The organism is Lentzea sp. NPDC020367 (assembly GCF_044387305.1).
Taxonomy (GTDB): Bacteria; Actinomycetota; Actinomycetes; order Mycobacteriales; family Pseudonocardiaceae; genus Lentzea.
Genome location: NZ_JBIRVV010000003.1, coordinates 462,950 through 484,125 on the forward strand (window position 1 = coordinate 462,950; position 21,176 = coordinate 484,125).

Annotated in this window: 16 protein-coding genes and 1 tRNA gene; 8 read left to right on the plus strand and 9 right to left on the minus strand. The window is 69.2% G+C overall.

Going from position 1 to position 21,176, the window contains the following annotated elements:
- Nucleotides 1–2 precede the first annotated feature (2 nt).
- Nucleotides 3–2,768, minus strand: coding sequence for a BTAD domain-containing putative transcriptional regulator (locus tag ACH413_RS14540; protein WP_360048674.1), 2,766 nt, complete (start codon nt 2,766–2,768; stop codon nt 3–5).
- A 122-nt stretch (nt 2,769–2,890) separates the two neighbouring features.
- Between ACH413_RS14540 and ACH413_RS14545 the strand changes: the two genes are divergently transcribed.
- Complete coding sequence (locus ACH413_RS14545; RefSeq protein WP_360048675.1) at nt 2,891–3,904, plus strand: ADP-ribosylglycohydrolase family protein; 1,014 nt, start codon at nt 2,891–2,893, stop codon at nt 3,902–3,904.
- 171 nt (nt 3,905–4,075) lie between these two features.
- On the opposite strand, the gene ACH413_RS14550 is transcribed toward ACH413_RS14545, so the two are convergent.
- Genes ACH413_RS14550 through ACH413_RS14560 form a run of 3 tightly spaced genes read right to left on the minus strand, consistent with a single transcriptional unit; the run spans nt 4,076 to nt 6,686 of the window.
- Nucleotides 4,076–4,810: an FAD:protein FMN transferase gene (locus ACH413_RS14550; protein ID WP_360048676.1), complete on the minus strand. Its 735-nt coding sequence runs from the start codon at nt 4,808–4,810 to the stop codon at nt 4,076–4,078.
- Nucleotides 4,811–4,815: 5 nt separating this feature from the next.
- A complete protein-coding gene (locus ACH413_RS14555) occupies nt 4,816–5,313 on the minus strand; it encodes an FMN-binding protein (RefSeq protein WP_360048677.1) in 498 nt (165 codons plus the stop codon).
- Between the two features lie 14 nt (nt 5,314–5,327).
- Entirely contained in the window at nt 5,328–6,686 is a 1,359-nt protein-coding gene (locus tag ACH413_RS14560) for a ferredoxin reductase family protein (RefSeq protein ID WP_360048678.1), read from the minus strand.
- A 136-nt stretch (nt 6,687–6,822) separates the two neighbouring features.
- Here ACH413_RS14560 and ACH413_RS14565 point away from each other — a divergent pair, with 136 nt between their 5' ends.
- Together ACH413_RS14565 and ACH413_RS14570 are read left to right on the plus strand one after the other, a co-directional pair.
- Nucleotides 6,823–7,521 (plus strand): response regulator transcription factor, encoded by a 699-nt coding sequence (locus ACH413_RS14565; protein WP_211335635.1) that lies wholly within the window; start codon nt 6,823–6,825, stop codon nt 7,519–7,521.
- Between the two features lie 7 nt (nt 7,522–7,528).
- Nucleotides 7,529–8,941: a HAMP domain-containing sensor histidine kinase gene (locus tag ACH413_RS14570; protein ID WP_360048679.1), complete on the plus strand. Its 1,413-nt coding sequence runs from the start codon at nt 7,529–7,531 to the stop codon at nt 8,939–8,941.
- A gap of 166 nt (nt 8,942–9,107) precedes the next feature.
- Here ACH413_RS14570 and mgrA read toward each other — a convergent pair whose 3' ends face one another.
- Nucleotides 9,108–10,136 carry an L-glyceraldehyde 3-phosphate reductase gene (mgrA, locus tag ACH413_RS14575; protein ID WP_360048681.1) on the minus strand — a complete coding sequence of 343 codons (1,029 nt, stop codon included), beginning with the start codon at nt 10,134–10,136 and terminating at the stop codon, nt 9,108–9,110.
- A gap of 55 nt (nt 10,137–10,191) precedes the next feature.
- On the opposite strand from mgrA, the gene ACH413_RS14580 reads away from it, so the two are divergent.
- The gene (locus ACH413_RS14580; protein WP_360048683.1) at nt 10,192–11,805 is read left to right on the plus strand and encodes a hypothetical protein; all 1,614 of its coding nucleotides are present in this window, start codon (nt 10,192–10,194) and stop codon (nt 11,803–11,805) included.
- Between the two features lie 62 nt (nt 11,806–11,867).
- Here ACH413_RS14580 and ACH413_RS14585 read toward each other — a convergent pair.
- Nucleotides 11,868–11,940 (minus strand) — tRNA-Thr (locus tag ACH413_RS14585).
- 259 nt (nt 11,941–12,199) lie between these two features.
- On the opposite strand from ACH413_RS14585, the gene ACH413_RS14590 reads away from it, so the two are divergent.
- The 3 genes from ACH413_RS14590 to otsB all read left to right on the plus strand — a co-directional run bounded on the left by ACH413_RS14590 (nt 12,200) and on the right by otsB (nt 17,626).
- A complete protein-coding gene (locus ACH413_RS14590; RefSeq protein WP_360048685.1) occupies nt 12,200–13,543 on the plus strand; it encodes a threonine/serine exporter family protein in 1,344 nt (447 codons plus the stop codon).
- 69 nt (nt 13,544–13,612) lie between these two features.
- Nucleotides 13,613–15,046, plus strand: a complete 1,434-nt coding sequence (locus tag ACH413_RS14595) for a trehalose-6-phosphate synthase (protein WP_360048692.1) — start codon at nt 13,613–13,615, stop codon at nt 15,044–15,046.
- Between the two features lie 48 nt (nt 15,047–15,094).
- Nucleotides 15,095–17,626: a trehalose-phosphatase gene (gene otsB, locus ACH413_RS14600; protein ID WP_396424984.1), complete on the plus strand. Its 2,532-nt coding sequence runs from the start codon at nt 15,095–15,097 to the stop codon at nt 17,624–17,626.
- A gap of 390 nt (nt 17,627–18,016) precedes the next feature.
- Here the strand turns inward: otsB and ACH413_RS14605 are convergent, their stop codons facing one another.
- The 3 genes from ACH413_RS14605 to radA are packed head-to-tail and all read right to left on the minus strand — an operon-like array spanning nt 18,017 to nt 20,463.
- The gene (locus ACH413_RS14605; protein WP_360049239.1) at nt 18,017–18,481 is read right to left on the minus strand and encodes a hypothetical protein; all 465 of its coding nucleotides are present in this window, start codon (nt 18,479–18,481) and stop codon (nt 18,017–18,019) included.
- 37 nt (nt 18,482–18,518) lie between these two features.
- Nucleotides 18,519–19,076 (minus strand): hypothetical protein, encoded by a 558-nt coding sequence (locus ACH413_RS14610; RefSeq protein ID WP_360049237.1) that lies wholly within the window; start codon nt 19,074–19,076, stop codon nt 18,519–18,521.
- Entirely contained in the window at nt 19,069–20,463 is a 1,395-nt protein-coding gene (radA, locus tag ACH413_RS14615; protein ID WP_360049236.1) for a DNA repair protein RadA, read from the minus strand. The genes ACH413_RS14610 and radA overlap by 8 nt, the downstream gene beginning before the upstream one ends.
- Nucleotides 20,464–20,739: 276 nt before the next feature.
- Here radA and ACH413_RS14620 point away from each other — a divergent pair, with 276 nt between their 5' ends.
- Nucleotides 20,740–21,174 carry a hypothetical protein gene (locus ACH413_RS14620; RefSeq protein WP_360049234.1) on the plus strand — a complete coding sequence of 145 codons (435 nt, stop codon included), beginning with the start codon at nt 20,740–20,742 and terminating at the stop codon, nt 21,172–21,174.
- Nucleotides 21,175–21,176: the final 2 nt, after the last annotated feature.

Here is a 21,176-nt window from a genome sequence, read left to right on the forward strand (position 1 = left end):
CGCTAAACCTCGGACGACAGTGAGTCCAAAGCGGCCCGCACCTCGACCGCACGGGCCGAGTTGACCTGCGCGTACAGGCGCAGCGCCTCCGTCAATTCCGCTGCTGCAGCAACCCATTCCGCCCGCCGGAGCAACACTCCGCCGAGCACGTGCCTGCCGAAGCCCTCGAGGTACGTGACCTCCGCCACGACGGCCTGGTCGACGACCTGGCGGGCCAGCGTCTCTGCCTGGTCCAGGGAATCGGCCTGGAGGTGGAGTTCGGCGAGGTTGGCGAGACCGCGGATCAACGCCACGTTGTCGCCCGACCGCCGGTACACCTCGACGGCGTGGGCCTGGTGCTGCAGCGCAACCTCCACGTGGCCGCGGGCCTGTTCGACCTGTGCCACGTTGTTGAGTCCGTGCGCCTCGCCGACGATGTCGCCGGACTGCTGCGCGAGCTGGACGGACTCCCAGAAGTGCAGCAGCGCCTCGTCGTGTTGCTGCAGGCGGAACAGGACGTCGGCGAGCTGGGCGAGCGTCAGCACCAGGTACTGGCGCTCGCCCAGCTCGGTCGCGAGCCGGTGCGCGCGGCGAGCGTCCGGCAGCAGGACAGGACGTCCCAGCCGGGCGTTCGTCGTGTAGGTCGTGTCCAGCATGAGGATCTGTCCGAGGCGGCTCCCCGTCACCTCGGCCGCGGCCAGGCCGAACCCGACCAACGCCACCCACTCGCCGGTGAGTGCGCGCACGGTCGCGTAGGGGTGCAGCAGCCGCACGAGCTGCCACACCTGGTCGTGCAGGCCCCTTTCGGCGGACGCGTGCACGACCGCGACGATGTTGGGCCATTCCTGGTCGAACCAGTCGACGGGGTCGCCGAACGCCGGCAACGCGGTGGAACCGTTGTCCCCGAAGGCGAAGTCCAGGCCGTCACGGGCCGGGCGGATAGCGCGGCGGACGTGGTCGCACGCGACGAGGTAGTAGTTCACCAGGCGCCGCAACGAGTCCAGGTCCGGGCGGCCCGCTCCCCGCACGTACAGACGCACCAGCTCGTGCATCGTGAAGCCGTCCGGCCACGGTTCGACCAGCAGGTTGACCCCGACGAGCTGGGCCAGCCGCGAGCGGGCGGACTCGACCTGGATGCGGGTCAGCGCGGCGACCGCGTGAGGCGACATCCAGCGGCCGGGCGCGAGGCCGACGGACTGGAAGACCTCGCCCAGTTCGGACGGCAGGTCGCGGGTCGACAGGTCCAGCGCCCGCGACACCCCGACGCCCGCCTCCGGCAGGTCGAGGCCGCGCATCCGCTGCCCGTCGTCGGCCAGTTCGCCCACGAGCTCCTCGACCGTCCACTCCGGACTGATCACGAGCTTCGCGGCGGCCACCCGCAACGCGAGGGGCAGCCCTCCGCACAGTTCGGCGAGCTTGCGGGCGGCCACCGGGTCCTCTGACGACAGCGGCCTGCCCAGCACGTCGTCCACCAGCGCACGGGCCGCCTCGTCGTCCAGCGGGCCGAGCTTGCGCACGCGGGCGCTGTTGGTGACGACGAGCCGTTCCATGTGGGAGCGCGACGTCACCAGCACCACCGAGCCCGAACCGGGCGGCAGCAGCGGCTGGACCTGCTCGAACGACGTCGCGTCGTCCAGCACCACCAGCACGCGGCGGCGGTTGAGCAGCGAGCGGTACAGCCCGACGCGGTCCTCGACGCCGACCGGCACGCCGTCCGCCGGCACGCCCATCGCCACCAGGAACCGGGTCAGCACCTCGCCCGGTTCGGTGTCGCCCAGCGAGGCGAACAGCACGCCGTGCGGGAACATCTCGGAGTTCTCGTGCCCCCACGTGATCGCGAGGGCGCTCTTGCCGACACCGGGCGCGCCGGTCAGCACGGCCACGGAAGTAGCCAGGAGATTGCGGGTCGAGCACACGTTGTCGAGCCACGACCTGTCGTCGTCGCGGCCGAACAGCCTCGACGCGGACGCGGGCAGCAACGCGGGGGCCACGATCCCGGCGCGCGGGGCGACGGGACGCGACTCGACCGGGCCGACCACGCTCAACGACGGGTCGTCGCGCAGCACCTGCTCGTGCAGCGACCGCAGCTGCGGTCCAGGATCGATGCCCAGCTCCTCGACGGCGCGGCGCTGGAACCGTTGGTAGGCCTCAAGAGCGTCGGCGCGCTGACCGGACCGGTACGAGGCGCGCATGCTGTGGGCGACCAGGCGTTCCCGGAACGGGTACTCGGTGCACAGCCCGCGCAGCTCGCCGACCAGTTCCAGGTGGCGGCCGAGTTCGAGCTCGGCGTCGATGCGTTCTTCCAGCGCCGACAGCCGCAGCTCCTCCAGATCCGACGTCATCGGGTCGCCGGGCACGTCCGCGAGCACCGGCCCGCGCCACAGCCCCAGCGCCTCGCGCAACAGGCCCGCCCTGATGGCGGCGGGCTTGCCGCGCGACGACGCCACGAGTTGCCGGGCGCGGTGCAGGTCGAGCCGCCACGGGTCGACGGCCAGCTGGTAGCCCGTCGGCGTGGTGCGGATCGTCGCGGAGCCCGCGGGATCGGACTCCTCCAGCACCTTGCGCAGCCGCGAGACGTAGCCGTGCACGATCGTCCGCGCGGTGGCCGGAGGCGTGTCCGTCCACAGCGCGTCGACGATCTGGTCGATCGAGACGGGTCGGTTCGCCTCGACGACCAGCATGGCCAGCAGTCCGCGCATGCCACGGCGGCCCAGCTGGACGAGACGTCCGTCCGCGAGCACCTGGAGTGGACCGAGCACGCCGAACTCGAGTCCGGTTTTGCTCCGCATGCCCCTCCTCCGGTGCGCTGACCTCGTCACTTCAGAAGGTGCGCAAGCCCGAGTCTCAGATACAAGTACGGCCCAAGTTCGCGGGACGCTACTGTTCACACGTGCCGCGAGATCGAAATACCGTGGTTGACCGCGGCGCCGGGTGTCTCCTCGGCGGCGCCCTCGGCGATGCCCTCGGTGCCCCCGTGCAGTACCTCGGCTGGGCCGACATCCAGCGCGAACACGGCCCAGAGGGCGTGCTGGGGCCGCCGAAGCCTGCGCTCTTCACGGACGACACCCAGCTGACGCTCTTCACCGCCGACGGCTATCTGCGCGCCTGGGTGCGCGGGAAGCGGACCGGCGACTGGGAACCGTCGGAGATGGTCTGGCACAGCTACCGGCGCTGGCTGATCACCCAGCAGCAGCCGGCCCCCGAGCGGGGCGCGATCGGACTGCTCGCCGACGAACGGCTGTACGAGAGCCGCTCACCGGGCCTCACGTGCCTGCGCGCGCTGGCCGCCGAGACACCGTCCACTCCGGAGAACCCGCACAACGAGTCGTCCGGCTGCAACGGCGTCACGCGCACGGCCCCCGCGGGCTTCGCGCCGTCCGCCGCGATCGCCTACGACCTCGGCTGTCGGTTCGCCGCGCTCACGCACGGCGGCACGGGCGGCTGGGTGTCCGGTGGCGCGCTGGCGTTGCTGGTGCACCTGCTCGCCGTGAAGGCCAGGCCGTTGCGCGAGGCGATCGACCAGGTCATCGGCCGCGTGCTGCGCGACGACACGTACACGGCGACGGTGCTGACCCGTGCCGTGGTGCTGGCGGACGACCACGACGGTTCTTCACCCGTGCGCGTCGACCGGCTCGGCAGCGGCTGGACCGGCCCGGAGGCGCTGGCCATCGCGGTCTACACCGTGCTGACGCACCCGAAGCCGTCGCAGTTCGTGGACGCGATGCGTGCCGCCGCCAACCACTCCGGCGGCAGCGACGCCACGGCGGCGTTGACCGGCAACGTGCTCGGCGCGTTGCACGGCACCGATGCACTGCCCCGCGACTGGCTGATGGGGCTGGAGATGGTGGACGTGCTGGACGCGATGGGCCGCGATCTGGGCATGTCCGCGGTGAACCTGGACTTCAACGAGGACCGGTACGCCTGACCAAAAGAGAAAAGGCCTGCTGGGTGCGCTCCCGAATTCGCGCCGCAGCAGGCCTTCTCGCACGAGTAGTTGGTCAACAGCAGGCCGGGTCTTGCCCCGAGCGCGAGCTCCGATCCAGCTCTTGATCAACGAAAACGTGCCCCGGAGTCAAGGCTCCGTTGGGCGAGCATGTTAACAGATGTGTACGGGAAGTCCAGGGCTCGAGAAGACGCGACGGTCTTCGTCGACGATGAAGATCTCGCAGTCCTCCTGCTCCGCCGCCCACTCGATTCCGTCCCTGCCCAGCGCGAACGCCGCTGTGGCAGTGGTATCCGCGATCGCGAGGTCGTCGGAGAAAACGGTGACCGAAAGAATTCCCGAGACCGGCTGACCGGTGCGGCCGTCCAGGATGTGCTGCCCGCGTTCGTACAACGCTGACGTGGCAACGGCTCCGTCCCGCACGCCGAGCACGACGCTGAGCTGGTCGGCGAGATCGGGATGCCGAACGCCGACGCGCCAAGGCTTTCCGGGCTCGGGCTCGCCGGCCGTCACCACGTCGCCGCCCGCGTTGACGCAGAACGTCGTGGCGCCGCCCTCGCGCAGCATGTCCGCCGCCCGTTGCACGGCCCAGCCCTTCACCACCGCGCACGGGTCGAGCCCGCGTCCCGGCACCCGTGCCGTGAACGCGCCGCCCGTCGACTCCTCGTACCAGTCGCACAGCGCGAGAACCTCCACCAGATCCGGGGTGAGCTCTTCCCTGGTGAGCTCACCCCGGTCCAGCCGGGACACCTCGCTGTCGGGCTTGAACGGCGAGAACCGGGCGTCCGCCTCGCGCAGCCAGGCGAACGCCCGCTCGGCCAGCGCGGCGTCGCCGTCACGGAGGTCCACCGAGATCGGCAGCCCCATGATGTGCTCGACGCGCCGCACCGCCACTACTTCGCCCCGTCGAGTGCGGCCTGGAGCGACTTCTTGTAGCCCTCGGAGGTCGCGGTCGCGCCGGAGACCGTGTCGATGTCCGCGCTCTGCGCCTTCAACGCCGACTGCTTCAGCAGCGGCAACGCCATCCTGGTCGGGTCGCTGTTGGGCGCCCGCAACGCCTTCACGTCGATGATCTTGGTGCCCTGCAGCGTCACCTGCACCTGCACGGTGCCCTCGGACGTGTTCACCGCGGGCCCTGGCACGGTGCGGTTCTGGGCCTGCTGCTGGGTCTGCTGTTGCTGGGTCGTGGTCTTGGGCGCGGCGCCCGTCGTCTTCGGCGCGGAACCGGTGGTCTTCGGGACCGTCTGCTGGGTGGTCTGCTGCTGCTGTTCCTGGGTCGGCGCCGCCGCGACCTCGTTGATCTCGCCCTCGTGCGCCGCACCCGGCGAGTAGATCCAGACCGGAACGAGGCCGGCCATGCTCAGTGCCAGAACGGGAATTGCCCTCTTCACGTCGTCGGACCCTCTCAGTTGGCCAGCGCGAAGCGCTCGGCGTGGATCTGGTTGGCGGGCACTCCCAGTTCGTCGAGGCTCGTGATCACCGCGTCGGTCATGCCGTTCGGGCCGCAGATGAAGATGTCGCGGTCCTGCACGTCCGGCACCAGCGCGGCGATGTTCTCCGGGCCGAGCAACGGGCCGTTCGCGGTGATGGTCTTCGACGAACCGGTGACCAGGCGCAGCACCGCGCCCTTCGCCCTGGCGAGCCCTTCGAGCTCACGCAGCAGGACGGCCTCGCGCGGGTCGCTGACCCGGTAGAGCACCACGACGTGGCCCTTGATCTCCTCCAGCAGCGCGCGGACCGGCGTGACGCCGACACCGCCCGCGACGAGGAGCGCGTTGGGCTTGGTCTGGTGCATGGTCGTGAAGGCGCCGTACGGGCCCTCGGCGAACACGCGCGTGCCGACCTTGATGTTGCGGATGTCCGCGCTGCCGGTGCCCAGGGCCTTCGCGGTGAGTCGCAGGTACTTGCCGTTCGGCGCCGCGGACAGCGAGAACGGGTTGGCCTGCCACCAGCGGTCCTTGGTCAGGAAGCGCCACAGGAAGAACTGGCCGGCCTTCGCGCCGAGCTGATCGAGGTCCTTGCCCTCGATGTAGACCGAGACGACGTTGTGCGCCTCAGGCACCACAGCGGCGACGTGGAACTGGTGCTTCCAGTTCCGGTAGAAGGGCAGCACCACGCGTCCGACCAGGACGGACCCGAGCGCGAACGCCCACAGTCCCCACCAGTAGCCGGTCGCGAGCGCGGACTTGCGGAACGTGCTGCCGACCGCGACCTGGTGCGAGAACGCGAGGAAGATCGCGACGTAGGTGTACAGGTGGATGAAGTGCCAGGTCTCGTAGGCCATCCGGCGCCGCGCGAAGCGGGCGGAGACCGTGCCGACGACCATGATGATCGCCCACGCCACCAGTGCGCGGAGGATGCCCTCGAGTTCGGTCGCCTGCCGGATGACCTCCGCGATCGGGCCCTCGGCGCCGGCGTTGCCGAACGCGATGAAGACCAGGTGCCCGATCAGAGTGAAGAAGATCGTGAAGCCGACCCAGCGGTGCCACGAGGTGAGCTTGTCCATGCCCAGGCGCCGGTCGAGCCACGGCAACCGCGCCACCAGGAGCAGCTGGAACGCCATCGCGAGCGCGCCGTACAGGCCCGCCAGCCGGCCGAAGTTGACCAGCTTGTTCGAACCGACACCCGCCGCGTTGAACAGGTAGGTCACGAACGCCGCGTTGGCCAGGAGGAACACGTACAGGCCGGCTTTGGCCAGCACCTTGTGCGGCGTCGCCCGGCCGGCCGGAGCCGGTCGCACGGGATGCTGCAGGGTGGTCGTCACGGCGGGCTCCTCGGTCAGGGCGGTCTCTGTCGGTCGATCTCGATACTTGGTGTTCGAGCTGTGGCTCCGCTTTGCACCCGCTGTCGACTTCCTGTCGATCGAGCGGCGGAGCCACCAGGTGACGCACCATGAGCACGTGGACAAGGGGAACTCGGTTCGATTGCTCGTCGTAGATGACGAGCCGCACATCGCTGACCTGGTCGCGACGGTCGCCCGGTACGAGGGCTGGCAGGCCGCGACAGCGCTCAACGGTGAGGAGGCCCTGAGGGAGGCCGCCGAGTTCCAGCCGGACATCGTCGTACTCGACCTCATGCTGCCTGACCTGGACGGATTCACCGTTCTTGATCGGATGCGGGCGGCAGGGGCGATGGTCCCGGTGGTCTTCCTGACGGCTCGTGACGGCACCGCGGACCGGGTGGCGGGACTCACCCGCGGCGGCGACGACTACCTCGTAAAACCTTTCTCGGTGGAGGAGCTGATGGCCCGGCTCAGGGCCGTGCTGCGCCGCTCGACGGGTCCGTCGTGGAAGCGATCGGTGCTGAAGGTGTCCGATCTGGTGATGGACGAGGACACCCGCGAGGTCCGGCGCGGCGGCAAGCTCGTGACCCTGACGCCGACCGAGTACGAGCTGCTGCGGTACCTGATGCGGCGCTCGCCGGCCGTGCTGACGAAGGCGCAGATCCTCGACCACGTGTGGGAGTACGACTTCGGCGGCCGTTCGAACGTGGTCGAGCTGGTCATCTCCCACCTGCGCCGCAAGCTCGACGACGGCCGCGAGCCGTTGATCCACACCGTGCGCGGTGTGGGGTACGTGCTCCGCCGAGCAGCCGAGTGAGCCCGCGATGAAGCTCGGACTGAAGCCCGTCCGCGACTGGCGGCTCGGCACCCGCCTCGCGCTCGGCCTCGGCGCGCTCGCGCTGACCGTGTTCGTGATCGTCGGCTGGGTCATGGTCACGTCGATGAAGGACTTCCTCGACCGCCGCCTCGACGACCAGATGGTGATCAGCCAGCAGGGCGCGGCCAAGGAGGTCGAGTACTACGGCAAGATCACCAAGATCCCGCCGGACTGGTTCGCGGTCGTCTACAAGATCGAGGACGGCGGCGTCACGCCCCTGCCCGGCGACCAGCAGCCGCAGGACCGCGAGGAGTTCGACGCCCTCGCGAAGCAGGCGCTCACGGCGGACAAGTTCGAGACGGAGTACCTGCGCGACGAGGGCAAGTTCCGGCTGCGCGCCTGCCAGGTCATCAAGGACGAGTACATCGTGGTCAGCGCGGCCCCGATGCAGGACAGGGACGGCACGATCTCCCAGCTCGTCACGGTCGGCGTGATCGCGTTCCTGGCCGCGCTGGTCGCGTTGGTGGTGGGCGGCCAGGCGCTGATCCGCAAGGGCATGCAACCGCTGTCGGACATGGCCGACACCGCGCACGACATCTCGTCGCACGACCTGACCGACTCGGGCGATCTCGCCGTGCGCGTGGACAGCCGAGGCGGCGGCGTGGAGGTCGAGGAGCTGCGCGAGGCGTTCAACAAGATGCTCGCGCACATCGACACGTCGCTGGTCGCGCGCACGGCCGCCGAACAACGCCTGCGCCGGTTCATCGCCGACGCCTCGCACGAGCTGCGCACACCCCTCACGTCGTTGCGCGGCTACGCGGACCTGTTCAAGTACGCGGCGGCCAACGAACCGGGCGAGCGCGAGAAGCACCTGGAGAAACTGCGGTCCGAGGCATCACGGATGAGCGTGCTGCTCGACGACCTGTTGTTGTTGGCACGCCTGGACTCCGCGGCGACCGAACCACCGTTGCGGCCCGAGGAGCTGGACCTGTCGGTGATCGCGGAGGCGGCGGCGGACGCGTTCCGAGCCGGCAGGCCTTCGCACGCGCTGGACGTCGACGCCGACACGGTGACCATGACCGCCGACCCGACTCGGTTGCGGCAGGTGCTCGACAACCTGCTGACCAACGCGGCCGTGCACACGCCCGCCGGCACCGCGGTGTCGTTGAAGGTGACGGCCGAGAACGGCTGGGCGGTGATCCGGGTGAGCGACACCGGCCCCGGAATTCCGGAGGCCGACCAGGCACGGATCTTCGACAGGTTCTACCGGGTGGACGACTCGCGGACCCGTCAGCGCGGCGGCAGCGGTCTCGGCCTCGCCGTGGTGCAGTCGCTGGTGCAGGCGCACGGCGGCACGATCGAGCTGGCCAGCCGGCCGGGGTCGACGGTCTTCACGATCCGTCTTCCTCGGCGGCCATGAGCGCCGTGACCGCCAACCTTTGCCCCGTCTTTCGACGGTCAGACGGGCATATCGCGGTGCCGCCCCCGCGCCCTCGTACTGGTTGTACGGGGGCGCGGGGGCGGTGCCGCGAGATGCCCTGCTGAGCGCCGGAAGACGCGGTGAAGGTTGGCGGTCACGGCGCTCGCTAGTCGGCCTGCGAGCTCGTCGCCCACAGGTCGATGCCCGACTCGACGGCGTACTTGTCGATCTCGGCGAGTTCGTCGTCGGTCAGCGGCGGCGCCTGCAGGGCCGCGAGGTTCTGCTCCAGCTGCCCGACCGAGGACGCGCCGATCAGCGCCGACGTGACGCGCGGGTCGCGGATCGTCCAGGTCAGCGCGAGCTGGGCCAGCGACTGGCCGCGCGACTTCGCGATCTCGTTGAGCGACCGGATGCGGCCGAGGTTCTGCTCGGTCAGCAGGTCCGTCGACAGCGACTTGCCCTGCGACGCGCGCGAGCCCTCGGGAACGCCGTTGAGGTAGCGGTCGGTCAGCATGCCCTGCGCGAGCGGCGAGAACGCGATGCAGCCGGCGCCGACCTCCTCCAGCACATCGAGCAGCTCCGGCTCGATCCAGCGGTTGAGCATCGAGTACGACGGCTGGTGGATCAGCAACGGCACACCAGCGGACCGGAGCAGTTCGGCGGCCTCGCGGGTCTTGGCGGGCGAGTACGACGAGATGCCGACGTAGAGCGCCTTGCCCTGCTGGACCGCGGACACGAGCGCGCCCATCGTCTCTTCGAGCGGCGTCTCCGGGTCGAACCGGTGCGAGTAGAAGATGTCGACGTAGTCGAGGCCCATCCGCGTCAGCGACTGGTCGAGCGAGCTGAGCAGGTACTTGCGGCTGCCCCACTCCCCGTACGGCCCGGCCCACATGTCGTAGCCCGCCTTCGTCGAAATGACGAGCTCGTCGCGGTACGGCCTGAGATCATCCTTCAGGATCTGCCCGAACGTGATCTCCGCCGAGCCGTAGGGCGGACCGTAGTTGTTGGCGAGGTCGAAGTGCGTGACACCGAGGTCGAACGCCCTCCGCGCGATCCCGCGACCCGACTCGTAGGGCCGGTCGCCGCCGAAGTTGTGCCAAAGGCCGAGCGAGATGGCGGGCAGCTTGAGGCCGCTGCGTCCCGTCCGCCGGTACGTCATCTGGTCGTAGCGCGCGCTATCCGCGAGGTAGGACATGGGTCCCACAATGTCACGTCCTAACGAGACAGAGCAGGACGAGAAACACACCTTCATGCGTGCGGAGGACGTCCGCACGAGGGTGCTCGAAGCGCAGGACTCACCGGCCGGCGTGACGATCTACCGGACGTGGATCGACGGCCTCCTCGACCTCGACTTCCTGACGATGACCGGGCCGCTGACCCTAGTCGGCTGCCACCTCCCGGAAGAGATGACCCTGCGGCACGCGCAGATCGGCACGATCGACCTCAGCAGCACGAACGTGTGGGGTCTGCGGGCGAAAGGCCTGCGCACCCGCGAGCTCAACTTGGGTGGCGGCCGCTTCTCCGACATCCTCGAACTCGAACATGCCCAGATCGACGGCACCTTCAGACTCAGCGCGGCGAGCATCGGCTCGTTCACCGCCTATGGCCTGAAGGTCGGTGGCTCGTTGATGGCACGGAACCTCTACAACCACCCCCAGTACCGAGGTGGCGTGGCGTTCTACCTGGAGAACGCAGAGATCGGCGGTGACGTCGTCCTCGACGGCTCGACCATCACAGGCCTCGACGGTCCCGCGATCGTCGCGAACGGAGCGAAGGTCGGCGGCGTGTTCTCATTGGACGGCGCGATCCTGCGCGGGCAGGGCGAAGGTGACGCCGTCTCGATAATCGAAGCTGCCACGGGCGAAGTGGACCTGTCCGGAGCGGTGTTGCGGAGCGAGCAGGGCAACGCGTTGTGCATCGACGGCACCCAGGTCCGCGGCGAGGTGCGGCTCGACGGGATCAACGCGGTCTCGAACACCCGCGACAACACGATCCGCATGGTCAGCATGGACGTCAGCGGAGCCATCGTGCTTTCCGGACTCGTGCGCAACCGCAGCGGTCAGGCCGTGTCCGTGCACAAGGCAACCGTGAACGGAGGCCTGAACGTGCGGGACGTAGAGATCCACGCGAGCAGCTTTCGAGGCGCGGCCCTGGAAATCAGCAGCTGCGACGTAGGAGGCGCGCTCATCTGCGTGCCGAACGAGATCGTCAACAGCGGCTCCGATCCTGAACTCGACCTGACGGCCACCAAGGTTGGACGAGCGTTCGCTATCAAGACCGAGGGCTTGGCCAGGGTCACCCTGCACGACCTGACTTATCAGGTCACACGCGGCAGCGTTGATGCCTGGCTCACGATGCTGCGCGATCACACGATCCGCTACGAGGCCCAGCCGTACCAACAGCTCGCCGCCGTGCACCGCTCCGCCGGCCACGAGCACACCGCCCGTCGCGTGCTGATCGCCCAGCAGCAGGACCTCAGACGCCGCGGCGACCCCGGCAACAAGCTGTGGCACTGGTTCCTGGGCGTCACTCTGGGCTACGGCTACCGGCCCTCCAGGGCGGTGATTGGCCTACTCGTGACGTTCCTGCTCGCGCTCTGTCTCGTGTGGACAACGAACGCCTATAACGGCCTGACACCGGCCAAGGACCGCCCCGCCGACTCGTGTTCACCTGTGAACAGAATCAGTCTTGCGGCGGATCTCGCCATCCCGCTGGTGAAGCTCGGTGGCACACCGAGATGCGAACTGGCGAACGGACCAGCCGGGCAGTGGGCGACAGGAGCAGGCTGGGTCGTGCAGATCCTCGGCTGGTCGTTCGCCACGCTCAGCGTCGCGGGCTTTACCGGACTCGTCCGCAAAAGCTGAACGGCGGTCGGCCGAAATGAGACGAGGGCCCGCCCACCTGGGCGAACCCTCTTCTCTGATAGAGCCGGCGAGGGGAATCGAACCCCTAACCTTTCGCTTACAAGGCGAGTGCTCTGCCAATTGAGCTACGCCGGCCGGCTCGTGTTCGCGAACATCGTAAGCGCCCGTTGCGGGTGCTACCTGCGGCGAACGGTCTGCTCTCAGTGTGATCGGATTGCTCCGACCGGAGGCAGACCAACCAACTGAGTGGATCAATGCGTCGGAGTGACCGCCTTGACCAGGTCAGGAGGGTAACCAACGGACAGTGATCATGTCCTCCTTTTCGGGTCGCCCGATCGGAGGTGGCCGATGACACAGCAACAGTCGAAGTCCCCGTCACGATCACACGACGGAGGTGCCCAAGATTTCCACGAACAGCCTGCACGGCCCCGCTCTGCCCGATGACACCACGGTTCACCTGGTACTCGATCTCGCCCTGAAGATCGGTGAGGTCCAAATGTCCAGTGGGGCCGGCGCGGCCGATGTGACAGCGACGATTCTCTCAGTCACCGAGAGCTATGGACTGCCGCACACAGAAGTCGACGTGATCTACACCTCTATCAGCGTGTCGTGTCATCGCGGCACAGAGGCGTTGCCGATCACCTCGATACGCGTTGTCCGGCAGCGCAGTCTCGACTACACGCGACTCGCGGACGTCGAACATCTCGTGCGCAATCTGGGGCCGATCGAAGAAGCGCACGCACGGCTTGAAGACATCACCAACGCCAAGCACCCGTATCCGCGCTGGGTCGCCACCGCCGCATGGGGCGGAATGGCCGCCGCGGTGGCGTTCCTCGTGGGCGGCGGGCTGGTGCTCGCGCTCACCGCCGCGGCCATCACCGCCGTGGTCGACCGGGTCGGCCGCATCCTCAACCGCCGCAACCTGCCGTTCTTCTTCCAGCAACTGGTGGGCGGCGCGCTCGGCACGGGTGCGGCGCTGGCCATCTACTCGACCGGGTTGCTGCCGGTGCGGCCGAGTCTGCTCGTCGCCGTCGGGATCGTCGTGCTGCTGTCCGGGCTCGCGCTCGTCAGCACCGTGCAGGACGCGATCTCCGGCTACAACGTCACCGCCGCCGGCCGCACGGTCGAGACCGTGCTGCTCAGCGCGGGGTTGATCGCGGGTGTCGCGCTGGCGATCCGCGCGGCCGTCCACTTCGGACTGGACATCCGGCTCAGCGACCCGTTGCCAGCGCTGATCTCCGCGGTGCCGATGCAGTTCGCGGCCGGCGCGGCGACGAGTGCGTTCTTCGCGCTCGCCTGTTACGCCCGGCCCCGCGCGCTCGTCGCCGCCGCCATCTCCGGCGCGATCGGCACGGCCGCCTACGGACTCATGACGAGCTTCGGCCTGGACGCGCTGCTCGGCTCCGCCGTGGCCGCCGCGATCACCGGGTTCGGCGGCGCGACGATGACCCGCCGGCTGCGCATCCCGACGCTCGTCGTCGTCCAGGCCGGCGTCGTGCCGCTGCTGCCCGGCTGGACCACCTACCGGGGTCTGTTCCAGCTCACCGCGGAGGGCGATCCGGCCGGTTTGAGCACGCTCGTGTTCGCGAGTGGCATTGCTCTCGCTCTGGCCGGAGGGGTCGTGTTCGGCGAGTACCTGGCCCAGCCCGTGCGCACCGGACTGGGCCGTTTGGAGCGCAAGTTCGCTGGTCCGCGCATGTCCGGGCCGCTCAAACCCTCCAAGCGTCGTTTGGAGTGAAACTCGCTGTGACGGGGGTTACACGGCACGCCGACAGCACGTGTCCGCACTAGCCTCAGATTCGTGAGCATGGACATTGGCGAGAACGGGGCGGAATTCGTAGTCGTGGCCAACCGGCTGCCGGTTGACCTGGAGCGCTTGCCTGACGGAACCGAGCGGTGGAAACACAGCCCTGGCGGTCTCGTCAGCGCGCTCGAGCCGTTCCTCCGCTCACACAGCGGCGCCTGGGTCGGCTGGCCCGGCGTCGCGGACACCGAGGTGCCGCCGTTCGAGGACGACGGACTGCTGCTGCACCCGGTCGAGCTGTCCGCGAAAGAGGTCGAGGACTACTACGAGGGCTTCTCCAACGGCACGCTCTGGCCGCTCTACCACGACGTCGTGGCGCAGCCCGCGTTCCACCGGCACTGGTGGAACGCCTACGTGAAGGTCAACCAGCGGTTCGCGGACGCGACGGCGAAGGTCGCCGCCCAGGGCGCGACGGTGTGGGTGCAGGACTACCAGCTGCAGCTCGTCCCGGCGATGCTGCGCGAGCAGCGGCCCGACCTCAAGATCGGCTTCTTCCTGCACATCCCGTTCCCGCCGGTCGAGCTGTTCATGCAGCTCCCGTGGCGCACGGAGATCATCCGCGGGCTGCTCGGCGCCGACCTGGTGGGCTTCCACCGGCCCGGCGGCGCGCAGAACTTCCTCTGGCTGGCCCGCCGGCTCGTGGGCCTGGAGCCGAGCCGCGGCACCGTGGGTGTCAGGACCCGGCCAGGTGTCGTGCAGGTCGGCGACCGCACCGTGCGCGTCGGCGCGTTCCCCATCTCGATCGACAGCGCGGGGCTCGACGCGGTCGCCCGGCGCAAGGAGACGCAGGCCCGCGCAAAGCAGATTCGAGCGGACCTGGGCAACCCCAAGCGCATCCTTCTGGGCGTGGACCGTCTCGACTACACGAAGGGCATCGACGTCAGGATCCGCGCTCTGTACGAGCTGATCGCGGACGGACGCCTGGACCCCGAGGACGTCGCGATGGTGCAGCTGGCCACTCCCAGCAGGGAACGCGTCGACCACTACGTGACGATGCGCAAGGACATCGAGCAGTCGGTCGGCCGGATCAACGGCGAGTTCGGACGGGTCGGCAAACCCGTCGTGCACTACCTGCACCAGTCGGTGAACCGCGAGGAGCTCGTCGCGTTCATGAGCGCGGCGGACGTCATGGTCGTCACGCCCGTTCGGGACGGAATGAACCTCGTGTGCAAGGAGTACGTGGCCTGCCGATATGATCTTGGTGGAGCTCTGGTGCTCAGCGAGTTCGCCGGCGCTGCCGCAGAACTGACCAGTGCGTTCCTGGTGAACCCCCATGATCTGGACGGTGTCAAGAACGCTCTGCAGGCCGCCCTCGACATCGATCCTGCTGAAGGCCGCCGTAGGATGCGCGCGCTGCGCCGCCAAGTCCTCACCCACGACGTTGATCGCTGGGCAAGGTCGTTCCTGGAGGCGTTGGGCACGCAGACCTCGGTCTGAATCCTTTCAGATCCCCGTATTGACCCATCGAGTGCTCCAGGAGGGGCGTTGACCGCCGAGGCCCTCCCCGCCGAACTGCGCCGCGCCATCGTGCAGCTGGCCAGGACCCCACGACTGCTGGTCGCCAGCGACTACGACGGAACACTCGCGCCGATCGTGGCCGACCCGGAGCAGGCACGCCCGCTTCCGGAGTCGGTGAACGCGCTCCGTTCGCTGGCGAGCCTGCACGAGACCACCTCAGCCGTGATCTCCGGCCGCGCACTGCGCGACCTGGCCACGCTGTCCCGTCTGCCTGGCGAGGTCCACCTAGTGGGCTCGCACGGCTCCGAGTTCGACGTCGGCTTCGTCCACGCGCTGGACGCGAACGCCAAGGCGTTGCTGCGGCGCATCGAAGCCGAGCTCGAAGAGATCGCCGACGGCCAAGAAGGCGTCCAGCTCGAGGTCAAGCCCGCCTCCGTCGCGGTGCACGTGCGCCGTGCCGCGAGCGAGGCCATCGGGGAGGCCGTGCTCACCGCCGTCCGCTCCGGCCCGTGCACCTGGGAAGGTGTGCAGGTCACCGAGGGCAAGGCCGTCATCGAGCTCGCCGTCGTCGAGACCAACAAGGGCCAGGCGCTCGACATCCTGCGCCACCAGGTCGGCGCCACCGCGGCGATCTTCCTGGGCGACGACGTGACGGACGAGAAGGCGTTCGCGCGCCTGTCCGGCCCGGACGTCGGCATCCGCGTGGGTGCCGGCGAGTCGCTGGCCGAGCACTACATCGGCGACCCGTCCGACGTGGCGACGGTGCTGGCGTTCCTCCTGGAGGAGCGCCGCGCGTGGCTGCACGGCGACCAGGCCGTGCCGATCGAGCGCCTGACCATGCTCGCGAACGAGCGTTCCGTCGCGCTGGTGACGCCGGACGCCAAGGTCAACTGGCTGTGCCACCCCGAACCGGACTCCGCGGCGATCTTCGCGGACCTCCTGGGTGGTCCGGCCGCCGGTCACTTCTCGATCAAGCCGGAGCACGGGTCGCTGCCGCTGGGCCAGCGCTACCTGCCGGGCACGATGATCGTGGAGACCCGCTGGTCGCGTTTGTTGGTGACGGATTACTTGGAGCACGACGTCGCCTCGCACCGGACCGATTTGGTGCGGCGGATCTCCGGCTCGACCAACGCGGTGATCACGTTCGCGCCGCGCCCGGAGTTCGGCCAGGTGCCCGTGCGGCTACTGCGCGAGCGCGAGGGCCTGCGGGTCGTCGGCACCTCGGACCCGATGGTGCTGCGCTCCCCCGGCGTCGACTGGGACATCACCTCGGACGGCGTGCAGGAGACCGCACGCGCCGTGGTCCGCCCACGCGAGGGTGCGCCGGTGTTGCTGGAGCTGCGTTGCGGCACCGACGACATCTCCGAGCACGCTCAGGCCGAGTCGGTGCGCCGTGACCGCGCCGCCGGCTACTGGTCGGACTGGGCGGCGGGCCTGCACCTGCCGAAGGTGCAGACGGACCTGGTGCTGCGCTCGGCCCTGACGCTGCGCGGCCTGGTGCACAAGGACTCCGGCTCGATCATGGCCGCGGCCACCACGTCACTGCCGGAAGAGCTCGGCGGCGTCCGCAACTGGGACTACCGCTACTGCTGGCTCCGCGACGGCGCGATGACCGCCGCCGCACTCGTGTCGGTGGGCTCGTACGCGGAGGCCGACGGCTTCCTGGCGTGGCTGCACGGCGTCCTGGAGACCATCCCGGGCCCGGAGCGGCTGCACCCGCTGTACACGCTGCACGGCACCCAGCTGGGCGCCGAAGCAGTCATCGAGTCGCTGCCCGGCTACGCCGGCTCCCGCCCGGTCCGCGTGGGCAACCTCGCGAACCAGCAGGTGCAGCTCGACGTGTTCGGCCCGGTCGTAGACCTGGTCGTGCAGCTGGCCACCGCCCGCGGCTCTCTGTCGGACGCCGACTGGTCGATGGCCGGGGCGATGGCCGAGGCCGTCTCGCGGCGCTGGCACGAGCCCGACCACGGCATCTGGGAGGAACGGCACGCGCCGCGCCACCACGTGTACTCGAAGGTCATGTGCTGGCTGACGATCGACCGGACGATCAAGCTCGGCGAACAGTTCGGCCGTGAGCTCGACCCGTCGTGGGTGCCGCTGCGCGACACGATCGCCACGGACGTTTTGAAGAACGGCTGGAACGACGAGGTCCAGTCGTTCACCACGGCCTACGACGGTGACGACCTCGACGCCGCCTCGCTGTTCGTGGGCCTGTCGGGCCTCATCGACCCGACCGACGAGCGCTTCCAGTCCACCGTCACGGCCATCGAGGCGGAGCTGCGGTCCGGCTCCACCGTCTACCGCTACCGCCGCGACGACGGCCTGCCGGGCGACGAGGGCGGCTTCCACCTGTGCGCCGCCTGGATGATCGAGTCGTACCTGCTCACCGGCCGGCGCACCGAGGCCGAGGAACTGTTCGGCCAGATCGTCGCGGCCGCAGGCCCCACCGGCCTGCTGCCCGAGGAGTACGACCCGATCGCCGAGCGCTCGCTGGGCAACCACCCGCAGGCGTACTCGCACCTGGGCCTGATCCGCTGCGCCCAGCTGCTCTCGCAGTGATCTCGTAGTTCGTGCTGCCGCCGCGGTCCTGTTCCAGGGCCGCGGCGGTGCCATTTCCAGGATCTCCGCTGTCGCCATGTCTGGGACCTCAGGGACCTCAGCTGCACCGTGTCCGGCCGCCGTTGTGCCATGTCCGGGACCTCAGCTGTGCCCATACCGACGCCACGTGTGAAGTGGGCGGAGGCTGTGCCCACCGCTCCCCCGCGCGATTCCTCCTGACGCAACGCGCGAACCCCGGATTTGGTTCCCGCTCTATCCACAGGCTATCCGGAAACAGATAACCGCAGGTCAGAACTTTGCCAGCCTGTGGACAACTCGCGATCAAGGTCAGCGGTCGGTCCAGCCGGAGCCTGACGCCGGAGCCGTACTTCGGGTCCGAAGCCCCAGGGGTCAGGGGCGAGGCGGCACCTTCTCGATGATCTTCGCGGTCCCCGGCGAGCTGCCGTGCAACATGATCACGTCGCCCCGGATGAGATGCGCCCACGCCGGCGGCACGAACGGCCTCAGCCGTGCGGTCGCGCGTTCGCCTGGGCCCAGCACCGGCTTGGACTCGATCCACAGCGCGGCCACTCGCTGGTGCTTGCCGGTGACGTCCCACATCGGGCGTTCTCCCCTGGCCTGCAGCGGTTCCGCGTCGACGGACAGGGTCAGTTCCACGCGCAGCAGGCCTTGGATCGACTCCACGCAGCGCCACTGGAACCAGGCCTCGTCCTGGTCCATCTCGGCCGCCGCCTCGGCCAGCAGGGCCCAGTAGCGCGGGGTCTGCCAGGTGTGGCCGTCGAAGTCGCCCAGCAGGGTGAGAACCAGCTCCCACTCTTCGAGGTCGAGGTAGTCGACCAGGTCTGAGTTCTGCACCTCCGCGGGCACCAAGGACGCCGCGAACCGCAGTAACTCACCTATCTCGCTGTCGTGTCTCCCCAACACCCGCTAATTCGATCACAGTCGCCGTACCGGCCACCGGCTGTCCCTCGTGCATGGTGATCACGTCGCCCGGCGCGAGGTGCTGCCACCCCTCCGGCGACAACGCCGTCAGCCGGATGATCGCGCGGCCACCGGCCTCCAGTTCGGGCTTCGACTCGACCCACATCCTGGCCACCCGGTAGTCGCCACCGCCCACGTGCCACAGCGGCCTGAGCACGCCTTGCGCCGGAATCGGGTTCCGCGTGCTGGGCACCAGCTGGAGGTCTGCGCGGATCAGGCCGAGCCGTGTCTCTGCCTCCCGCCAGTGGAACCACTTGGACGGCAGGTACAGCTCCTCCGCCGCGGCCGCCAGCAGCTTCCAGTACTCCGAGGACTGCCAGGCGATGCCGTCGAAGTCGCCGAGCAGGTCGAGCGCGATCTCCCACTCGTCGTGTTCCAAGTACTCGTACACATCCGCGGACGTGCATCCGGCGTCGCTGCGCGCGTCGTCGGGCACGAGCGCGACGGCACGGCGCAGCAACTCAGTCATCTTCTGGCTTCTCTTCGGACTTGCTGCTGCGCTTTCGGTTCAGGCCGAGCAACTCCAGCGCCGACACCAGGTCGTTCGCCACCAGCGCCCGCACCCCGTCCGGCAGCGGGCCGTGGTCCGGCGGCACCAGTGCCTTCTTGAAGCCGAGCCGCGCGGCCTCGCTGAGACGCTTGCCGACGCCGTTGACGCGCCTGATCTCGCCGGCCAGGCCGACCTCGCCGAGCACCACCAGGTCGGCGGGCAGGGCTATCTCCCGTTCTGCGGAGGCCACCGCCAGCACCACGGCCAGGTCCGCGGCAGGCTCGACGAGTCGCATGCCGCCGACGGTGGCGGTGAAGACGTCCTTCTGGAACAGGTTGACCTTGCCGCGCTTCTCCAGCACCGCCAGCGCCATCGAGATGCGCGCCGAGTCGAGCCCGCTCACCGCGCGCCGGGGTGCGGGCAGGTTCGTCTTGGCCACCAACGCCTGCACCTCGCCGAGCATCGGCCGCTTGCCCTCGACGATCACCGTGACGCACGTGCCCTCGACGGCCTTCTCACGCCGCGTGAGGAACAGGCCGGACGGGTCCGGCACGCACGCGATGCCGTCGTCGCGCAGCTCGAAGCAGCCCACCTCGTCCGCCGCTCCGTAGCGGTTCTTGATGCCGCGCAGCAGCCGCAGACTGGAGTGGCGATCGCCCTCGAACTGCAGCACCACGTCCACCAGGTGCTCCAGAACCCTGGGCCCCGCAACGGATCCGTCCTTCGTGACGTGTCCAACCAGGACAACAGGAAGGCCGCGCTCCTTGGCCATCGCGATCAGTCCTGATGCGACAGTCCGCACCTGCGTGACGCCACCGGGCACGCCCTCGACGCTCACCGTCGACATGGTCTGGATGGAGTCGACGATCAGCATCGACGGCTTCACCTGGTCGACCTGCCCGAGCAACGCGCTGAGCTCGCTCTCGGCCGCCAGGTACATCTCGCCGTGGAGGTTGCCGGTGCGTTCCGCGCGCAGTCGCACCTGCCCCGCGGACTCCTCGCCCGTGACGTAGAGGCAACGGCCGTGCGACTCGGCCCAGCGGTGCGCCGTCTCCAGCAGCAACGTCGACTTGCCCACGCCGGGCTCGCCGGCCAGCAGCACGACCGCACCGGGCACCAGACCGCCGCCCAGCACCCGGTCGAACTCGCTGACGCCGGTCGAAAGCGCCCGCGCCGACTCGATGTCGACCTCGCCGATGGGCCGGGCAGCGGACGTCGGCGCGCCCGCCACCACGCGCGTCACCGACGCGGTGCCTCGTTCCTCGATGCTGCCCCACGCCTGGCACTCGGGGCAGCGGCCGAACCACTTCGCCACCTCGTGCCCGCACTCGGCACAACGGAAGATCGGCCGCGCTGTCTTCGCCACGACCAGAACGTTAGAGGACGACACCGACAGTTCTTGTTGGCCGCTGCTCCGCAGTCGGCGGCGAGTTCGCCGGGAAGTTGGTCGTCCGGCACCGCTTCGGCCCGAATCGCCTTCGGCGGTTGACCCGAAGGGGCGACCGGACGACCAACGCGAACTCGCACCGCAGGTCAGGCCGGTCGCCGGAGAAACTTCGAAGATTTTTCGGCGCGTTTGTCGATCCCGCAGGAGGCCCGTTCGACGCATCAGTGGAAGGACACGACAAACCTGGAGGACACAGTGAGCACCGCAACCGTTTCCGCGACGCAGACCCGCAAGTTCGCCCTCGGCCGCTACGCCACCGTCGTCACCCGCGTGCTGACCGGCCTGCTGTTCGCCACGACCGGCCTGAACGGCTTCATCATGTTCATGCCCGCCCCGGACCCCAGCACCATGGCTCCCGACGGCGTGGCCTTCAACACCGCGCTCTACGCGACCGGGTACATGGTCCAGCTGTTGTCCGGCGTCGAGCTCGTCGCGGGGCTCCTGCTGCTCGTCGGCCGGTTCGTGCCGCTGGCGCTGGCCCTGCTCGCCCCGGTGATCGTGAACATCTTCCTGTTCCACGTCTTCCTGGAGCCGAGCGGCCTGGTCATGGGGCTGCTCGTGGTCGCGGCCGAGATCGGCCTGGCGTGGGCGTACCGCGACAAGTTCCTGCCGATGCTCAAGGCCTCCTGAAC

Coding starts and splice junctions, on each gene's coding strand:
- ACH413_RS14540 (WP_360048674.1), bottom strand. CDS start 2,768: ATGCGGAGCAAAACCGGACTCGAGTTCGGCGTGCTCGGTCCACTCCAG.
- ACH413_RS14570 (WP_360048679.1), top strand. CDS start 7,529: ATGAAGCTCGGACTGAAGCCCGTCCGCGACTGGCGGCTCGGCACCCGC.
- mgrA (WP_360048681.1), bottom strand. CDS start 10,136: ATGTCCTACCTCGCGGATAGCGCGCGCTACGACCAGATGACGTACCGG.
- ACH413_RS14580 (WP_360048683.1), top strand. CDS start 10,192: ATGCGTGCGGAGGACGTCCGCACGAGGGTGCTCGAAGCGCAGGACTCA.
- ACH413_RS14595 (WP_360048692.1), top strand. CDS start 13,613: ATGGACATTGGCGAGAACGGGGCGGAATTCGTAGTCGTGGCCAACCGG.
- ACH413_RS14610 (WP_360049237.1), bottom strand. CDS start 19,076: ATGACTGAGTTGCTGCGCCGTGCCGTCGCGCTCGTGCCCGACGACGCG.